Here is a 5,909-nt window from a genome sequence, read left to right on the forward strand (position 1 = left end):
GGTTCTGATGCAAACCATACACCCTATGAAGCTGCATCTCTCATTTAACCTTATTTTAAGTCAAACTACTTTATGAGAAACGTCGGTTTACATGCCCTAAAAACGTTAAGCTGCTTTTCTGCCGTTACTTTCTACTCTGCAAGTAAAACCTGTACTGACCAGTGTTTTTTAGGCGGCGAAGTAATGAGTGTTCTGTACTTTTTATCGATTATTGCTACCCCATTATTTTTCATGATCATCGGTTATATCGACTCTAATGATGAGATAGATCAAAAGGATATCCTCAGTAAATTAAAATCTATAATAACGATTATTATCTTTTGGAACGTCCTTTTCTATTTTATCAATGAGGATGGCTTCAAACGAGGGTATTTCCTGCAAAGTTGGCTTTTGTTCAGCATTGCCATTATTTATCTGCTTAACCCGCTAATCTCGAAGGTTTTGAAAAGTAACAGAACGGCCATCATAACCCTTTCGTGCCTGGTTATTTTCTCGATTACGATCGATCTGATCAGCGCCTTCACTGAAAGGCCATATTTAATTGATTTCCCACAATATTTTAGATTATGGACTTGGGTTTTCTATTATATAACCGGTAGGTTCCTCTGCTCAAAGATATGCCAGAAAATAACCAAGTTACCGAGAGTGCGTCTCATCGCTAAAGTGCTGCTGCTGCCAACAGCAATCTCAATGTATTTTTACGAAAGTTTTATGTCGATACATGTATATAAAACAGTGAATGCAGGTTATTTCCTTGATAACTTACACGTTTTAATACTAAGTTTATGTTTATTTGTCATATTTGATAACTTTGACACTAAACACCAATGGATAAAGAAAACATTGGCCTATATCAGCCCCTCAATGATCGGGGTGTATATACTGCATGATGGAATTTTCTATTTCATTGCCAGTGCATATAACTTATCCGACGTCACGCTGAGATTTACGTTACTACTGTCAGTATTTGCTGCTTCTGTATTATTGTCGCGTATTCTATTACTCAATAAGTACACATCCCGCTTTATCTCATTTTAATTGCTATCGGCTGGCCGACCAAGCGTGATAATAGGCCAGCCAGAGCTTTTGATTATGCCTGGTTGCATCTCGTCTTGAGGTCGTTAAGAAGGTAGCAGTGGGGTTGATCGGCTACTGGATTTGAATCACGGTTAGCGTATTGCCAAATACCGCACCGGTATCGATATAAAGCTGATTTTTAAATAGTGAGGGTTTCACCAGCGGTGTATGGCCGAAGATAAATTTATCTGCCCCTACAATTTCGTGGTTTTCCCCTTTCATCGATGCGTTAAGACGCTTACGGTTCCAGAGCACTAATTGCTCACTAACAGCTTTGCCGTAGACATATTCATCTGAAGGATAATCAGCATGAGCAACAACATATTTCGCCTGGTCAGTGTTAACCTCAATAATTAAAGGTAATTGTTCTGCCCGCCTAATGAGTTGTTCTACCAGATGTTTATTACTTACATCTAGTAAAAAAAACCATCGCCCACCATTTGCTATCCAAGTGTCAACCTCTCCACCCGCTAACACATCAATTGCCATCTGTTCATGATTACCACGCACCGCATAAAACCAGTGGCTATTAAGCAGTTCGTAACATTCAATATTCTGTAAACCCCGATCAGCCAAGTCTCCGACAGAGACCAGTAAATCAGTCGAACGCTCAAACTGAACACGTTCCAAGGCATCCATCAGTTTTTTATAGCAGCCATGAATATCTCCAACCACGAAGATACGTTGGTATTCGCTGCCGTCTATTTTATGGTACATAACAGGCTCCACAGTCAGTGTATGGCCTGTATTAACCTTAGCTTACTTGAATGTTTTTTGAGCAGTAAATATCTCTATTTTCTGTGGTTCAAGCCGTTACCGCCAACGGGCTGGCACTTATTTCAGTGATTACCAATGAAAGTCTTGAGGAAATGGCGTTGGCAGCAAGAAGTGAGGTAACTGCTCTTTTTAAAGCATCGAGTGTGATCCTCGCCACCAGGCAGGCGTAATCACCGATTTGCTTGGTGAGAATGGCATATCATGATCGAATAAGCCGCCCTTAGGCGGCTTATTTAGCATTGAGGCACTGTTACAAAGGCCGGTATATGCCCCTGTAATGCGCTAATCTTTCGTGGAAATAGTCTCGTTCGTCCAACGAAAGGTTGGCCTCAACTTCATCAACATCAATGTTCTTCTTTTGGCTTTCCATAAAAGCAACCGTGGATGCCACAAAGTCCAGGCTGGTATGGCAATATTCAGAAACCAGTTTCTCTAGTGCTGACATTTCACACCCCCTACTTCGCTACCACACAAATATAATTAACACAAATCATCACATCAACACCGTGAACAAGATCACTAAAAATGACATGCGTATGTTTACTTCAATTGAAACTATCTATCACTATTTTTGGCAGCACAGGTAATACCATACTTAAATAGCATCGCTGGGGTGACAGCGATGCCATCCACAGATCAATTTTTCGCAGGGATCATTTCTTATATTGAACTGCACATCAGTGTCTTTTAAGCTATTTTCCGTTATCTTGTTGGATTAACCTCAAAACAAAAACAGACCACAGAATCGGAGCAGGAATGAGAAAGACAACCATGATTATGATAGCCATTGCACTGGCGGTATTCGCTTATACCTACTTTACCGGGGCGTAGCCATCATCCAACAATGAGACAATTGCCAGAGAGCGGTCTCTACATAACATTTTCTGGCACCGCGCGTTATTTATCTCTATTGAATCGAGGTTACATAAGTAAAAAATGCTAAAAGTTATTGCCCAAGATTTTATAAAACCGGAACACATTATCGATGTTATGCCGCTGTATAAACAATTAGTGGCCAGTACAAAGCGTGAACCACTTTGCATATCCTATGACTTATGTATCAACCATAAAGACCCAGGCCATTTTATTTTTGTTGAGGAATGGCCAGATCAAGCCGCTTTAGACATACATTGTGCCACTGCGCATTTCAGAGAATTGGTTCCACAAATCAACCGATACCAAAGAAGCGAGGGCACCTTCATCTTAATGCACTCTTTTGAATAACCCTTACGGGCGGCGAGTTACACTACGAGTTGCTCCTCCTCATGATATTGATTTTGCCACATAGCGGCGTAACGCCCATTGGTCAGTAATAGCGCGTCGTGGCGGCCTCGCTCTACAATTGCGCCGGCATCCAATACAATAATTTCATCCGCATCAATGATTGTTGATAGGCGATGGGCAATCACCAACGTAGTATGGTCGCGACTAACTTCTCGTAGATGAGCCTGAATTTCGCGCTCAGTTTGCGTATCTAACGCACTGGTTGCTTCATCGAATACCAATATTGCGGGGTTTTTGAGAATAGTGCGCGCAATGGCTACCCGCTGTTTTTCGCCACCGGAAAGCTTCAACCCCCGTTCCCCTACCCGCGTATCATACCCATCTGGCAGGCTGGTAATAAATTTATGGATATGTGCCAGTTTTGCCGCGCGTTCTATCTCTGCAAAAGTTGCAGACGTTCTGCCATAAGCGATGTTATAACGCAATGTGTCATTAAACAGCACGGTATCCTGCGGTACAATGCCAATCGCTTCGCGCAAACTTGACTGGGTAACCGCCCGAATATCCTGATTATCAATATAAATCGCGCCGCCCGTCACATCATAAAAACGGAACAATAACCGTGAAAGCGTTGATTTCCCCGCACCAGAGGCCCCCACTACAGCGACTGTTTTACCCGCAGGGATGCTGAAACTCACGTTATCCAGAATAGGTCTGCGAGGGTCATAACCAAAGCTGACCGACTCAAAACGGACTTCACCTTGTGTCAGTTTCAAAGGTAATGCATCTGGTCTGTCAGTCACTTCTTTCTTAACCATCAGTAGATCGAGCATATTTTCCATATCAATCAGGGCTTGTCTGATCTCAGAATAGATAAACCCAAAGAAATTAAGTGGTTGATATAACTGAAGCAGATAGGCATTAACTAATACGAAATCACCGATAGTCATGTTGCCCTGCGTGATACCTTGCGCCGCCATCGCCATCATGACGACCAATCCAATTGAGATTATTGCAGTCTGTCCAAGGCTCAATGCAGTAAAACTGAATTGATTTTTGATTGCCGCATGTTCATAAAGTTGCCGTGAGGTGTTGAAACGCTGCGCTTCAAACGCTTCATTACCAAAATATTTCACTGTTTCATAATTGAGCAAGCTGTCGATAGACTTAGTGTTAGCATCGGCATTGGCTTTATTTAGCTCACGCCTGAAGCGGGTTCGCCAACTGACGGCCATAACCGTAAACAAGATATAGCACCCAACCGTCACCAAAATCGCGATCGCAAACCAGCCATCTAATAGATGCCACATGATCAACGAAACCAGTGTTATTTCAAACAAAATTGGGAAGATAGAGAACAGCAAGCGCGAAAGTACAGTAGCAACGGCTTGAGTTCCGCGCTCAATTGACAGTGATAAACCACCGGTTTGTCGGTCCAGATGAAAGCGCAAACTTAGCTCATGCAATTGTTTAAATACCCGTAAGCCGAGTAACCGAGTCGCATTCTGGCTAACATGTACAAACATCACGTTTCGCAGTTCCTCAAATAAGGAGGCGCTAATTCTGGCGATGCCGTATGCAATAATGAAACCGATTGGAATAGCCAGCATCTTGGCGTTTTCACTGCTTAATGTATCAACCATTGCCTTATAGGCCAGTGGGACCAGAGTGGTACTAACCTTGGAAACCACCATAAATATCACCGCAGCAACCAAATAATAGCGAAGCTTAGGGTTATTTTTAGGCCACAGATAAGGCAGCAGGAACTTGAGTAAGCGTGAACGATCCATATTTATCTATTTGTCATCTCAGGTGAAATAGTTGTATTTATTTTTTTATATTCTGCCACGTATAAGTGGAATGGCCTAATGAGGCTATCAATATCTTGTCGTCGTAAAATTTAACGACCTACGCTGAGTTGTCCTGCCCCCAGGATGATAGGGAGTCAATGGGGAAACTCACTTCACTTGCCCCTCTTTTTTGATTAACAGACGAGTCTTATAAATCATAAATATTTGTGCACTATAATTAATGTAAATTTACTTAATTTGAGGTTATCTGATGGTGTGGCTGGAACAAGGGCTGTATCTAAGAGTCAGTGAAATGGACAATGGGCCAAGGCCACTACCACTTCAGAGCGGCTTTAATGAAACATCTGCCTATCGGGCATTAGGTCTATTCAATCCATCAGAAACCTCAGATGCTTACTATATATTGTCTAATGACCGCGATGAGATATGGTTTATCTGTAATCGCCATTTACGAACAGTGGCGTTATCGCCACATCCTGAAGATTTTAGAAGACCACTTTCCTCATTCATTGATATGCCTGCGTAAGTACCCTGTTGAGCAACGGTAAAGCAGATGAAACTCATCAATAGTTAGCGAGTTGTGCAACCGCACGCCTCTTGTTTCTGTGCAGTGATAAATTATGCTCATTACAATAAAGGGTCCATCGCCCTTATTCATTCATTTTTTTTGAACAAGATGAACGATTCTCTTTAGTATTCAAATTATGTGATCGGAGTAACATTATTCCTATCGAAAGCAACCCGCTTTCACATACACAAATAGAAGAGAATTTATTATGAAAACTACCATCGCAGCAATCGCACTTATCGCAGCAATCCTGGCACCAACTGTTTCAATGGCAAATATCGGCGACAGTGATAGCTATAAAGGGACCTACTCTATCAGCCAGGGCCAGAATACTACCACCACTGATCAGACAGCCAAAAACTAAGACAAAATAATAGCATAAAGTCCCACTTAGATTAAGTGGGGCTATTTATTAATGCCTTTACATTTAGTCCCTGTAGTATTAAACATCC

Annotated in this window: 7 protein-coding genes and 1 pseudogene; 5 read left to right on the forward strand and 3 right to left on the reverse strand. The window is 42.0% G+C overall.

Translation table 11 applies throughout. From position 1 onward, the window contains the following. Positions 1-72 precede the first annotated feature (72 nt). On the forward strand, positions 73-1,038 hold the full coding sequence (locus V1952_RS19535; RefSeq protein ID WP_420075366.1) for an acyltransferase: 966 nt from the start codon (positions 73-75) through the stop codon (positions 1,036-1,038). 111 nt (positions 1,039-1,149) lie between these two features. Here V1952_RS19535 and V1952_RS19540 read toward each other — a convergent pair whose 3' ends face one another. Next, positions 1,150-1,794, reverse strand: a complete 645-nt coding sequence (locus V1952_RS19540; RefSeq protein WP_372558321.1) for a metallophosphoesterase — start codon at positions 1,792-1,794, stop codon at positions 1,150-1,152. A gap of 80 nt (positions 1,795-1,874) precedes the next feature. On the opposite strand from V1952_RS19540, the pseudogene V1952_RS19545 reads away from it, so the two are divergent. Next, positions 1,875-2,024 (forward strand): annotated as a pseudogene (locus V1952_RS19545) (TOBE domain-containing protein); the annotation flags it as partial. Positions 2,025-2,104: 80 nt separating this feature from the next. Here V1952_RS19545 and V1952_RS19550 read toward each other — a convergent pair. Continuing rightward, positions 2,105-2,299, reverse strand: a complete 195-nt coding sequence (locus V1952_RS19550) for a glycogen synthase (protein ID WP_372558320.1) — start codon at positions 2,297-2,299, stop codon at positions 2,105-2,107. A gap of 491 nt (positions 2,300-2,790) precedes the next feature. Here V1952_RS19550 and V1952_RS19555 point away from each other — a divergent pair, with 491 nt between their 5' ends. Continuing rightward, positions 2,791-3,078 (forward strand): putative quinol monooxygenase, encoded by a 288-nt coding sequence (locus tag V1952_RS19555; protein WP_083159704.1) that lies wholly within the window; start codon positions 2,791-2,793, stop codon positions 3,076-3,078. A 17-nt stretch (positions 3,079-3,095) separates the two neighbouring features. On the opposite strand, the gene V1952_RS19560 is transcribed toward V1952_RS19555, so the two are convergent. Beyond that, entirely contained in the window at positions 3,096-4,868 is a 1,773-nt protein-coding gene (locus tag V1952_RS19560; RefSeq protein ID WP_083159706.1) for an ABCB family ABC transporter ATP-binding protein/permease, read from the reverse strand. A gap of 271 nt (positions 4,869-5,139) precedes the next feature. Here V1952_RS19560 and V1952_RS19565 point away from each other — a divergent pair, with 271 nt between their 5' ends. Together V1952_RS19565 and V1952_RS19570 are read left to right on the forward strand one after the other, a co-directional pair. Next, a complete protein-coding gene (locus tag V1952_RS19565; protein ID WP_083159708.1) occupies positions 5,140-5,415 on the forward strand; it encodes a hypothetical protein in 276 nt (91 codons plus the stop codon). A gap of 250 nt (positions 5,416-5,665) precedes the next feature. Further along, positions 5,666-5,821, forward strand: coding sequence for a hypothetical protein (locus tag V1952_RS19570; RefSeq protein ID WP_193784700.1), 156 nt, complete (start codon positions 5,666-5,668; stop codon positions 5,819-5,821). Positions 5,822-5,909: the final 88 nt, after the last annotated feature.

Origin of the sequence: Yersinia sp. 2542 StPb PI, from assembly GCF_048593855.1 — a bacterium.
Taxonomy (GTDB): Bacteria; Pseudomonadota; Gammaproteobacteria; order Enterobacterales; family Enterobacteriaceae; genus Yersinia; species Yersinia enterocolitica_E.

Bases quoted from the DNA above. Each gene is read 5' to 3' on its own strand.
- V1952_RS19535 (WP_420075366.1), top strand. From the start codon at position 73: ATGAGAAACGTCGGTTTACATGCCCTAAAAACGTTAAGCTGCTTTTCT.
- V1952_RS19540 (WP_372558321.1), bottom strand. From the start codon at position 1,794: ATGTACCATAAAATAGACGGCAGCGAATACCAACGTATCTTCGTGGTT.
- V1952_RS19550 (WP_372558320.1), bottom strand. From the start codon at position 2,299: ATGTCAGCACTAGAGAAACTGGTTTCTGAATATTGCCATACCAGCCTG.
- V1952_RS19555 (WP_083159704.1), top strand. From the start codon at position 2,791: ATGCTAAAAGTTATTGCCCAAGATTTTATAAAACCGGAACACATTATC.
- V1952_RS19560 (WP_083159706.1), bottom strand. From the start codon at position 4,868: ATGGATCGTTCACGCTTACTCAAGTTCCTGCTGCCTTATCTGTGGCCT.
- V1952_RS19565 (WP_083159708.1), top strand. From the start codon at position 5,140: ATGGTGTGGCTGGAACAAGGGCTGTATCTAAGAGTCAGTGAAATGGAC.
- V1952_RS19570 (WP_193784700.1), top strand. From the start codon at position 5,666: ATGAAAACTACCATCGCAGCAATCGCACTTATCGCAGCAATCCTGGCA.